The sequence below is a fragment of the Pseudaeromonas pectinilytica genome (assembly GCF_054780855.1).
Genome location: NZ_BAAGVN010000155.1, coordinates 1 through 600, shown reverse-complemented (window position 1 = coordinate 600; position 600 = coordinate 1). Strand labels below are relative to the sequence as shown.

Below are 600 nucleotides of genomic sequence, written 5' to 3'. Positions count from 1 at the left end.
TTATCTACTACCTGAAGCAACACCGCTTATATACCCGCACACTTGGAATTATTTGAGTCTCTAAAAATGAGGGGATCTCTGAGTAGATAGACAGGTTATTTCTGCTCTAATGCAGCATTGTTTAGCGTTTAGTAGTAAAAGGCGAGTTGCAGACATTATTATTAACTCGGTTAACTGGTATGCTGATGCCTTTTTTGATGAAAATAAAGAATCGCAAATAGTTAAATGTGTGACGGCAATTGAATCTCTTGTTAACTATGGTTTTGATGGGGCAATGTCATCAATGGATTCTAATGGATTTACTGTGAGATTTAGAAAGCGCGTATGCAAGTTACATAAAGTAAAAGCTGATTCAGATATTTCTCGTAAAGCTAACGCTATTTATAAAGCTAGGAGTGAGATTGTTCATGGTTCTGGCCTCAGCGAACCATTGATATTTTGTCCTTTAAAATTTTGCCGCGAAACTGTATTCGCAGCTATTCCGGTCTTGTTTGAAGTAAGCGCCGCTAAATCGGCCCATGTACAGAACCTTAAGCGGCAAGCGAATTAATAATACCGTCTAACGTGTTGTTTTGCTTGGATTTTCTCTGCCTACTCTTT

At 38.3% G+C, this 600-nt stretch carries 1 protein-coding gene; it reads left to right on the top strand.

From position 1 onward, the window contains the following. The first annotated feature begins 109 nt into the window (after positions 1 to 109). Positions 110 to 550: a hypothetical protein gene (locus tag ACYVG7_RS09945; protein ID WP_460882978.1), complete on the top strand. Its 441-nt coding sequence runs from the start codon at positions 110 to 112 to the stop codon at positions 548 to 550. Positions 551 to 600: the final 50 nt, after the last annotated feature.

What these genes read in the sequence shown, in the direction of transcription:
- ACYVG7_RS09945 (WP_460882978.1), top strand. Translation starts at nt 110, where the DNA reads ATGCAGCATTGTTTAGCGTTTAGTAGTAAAAGGCGAGTTGCAGACATT.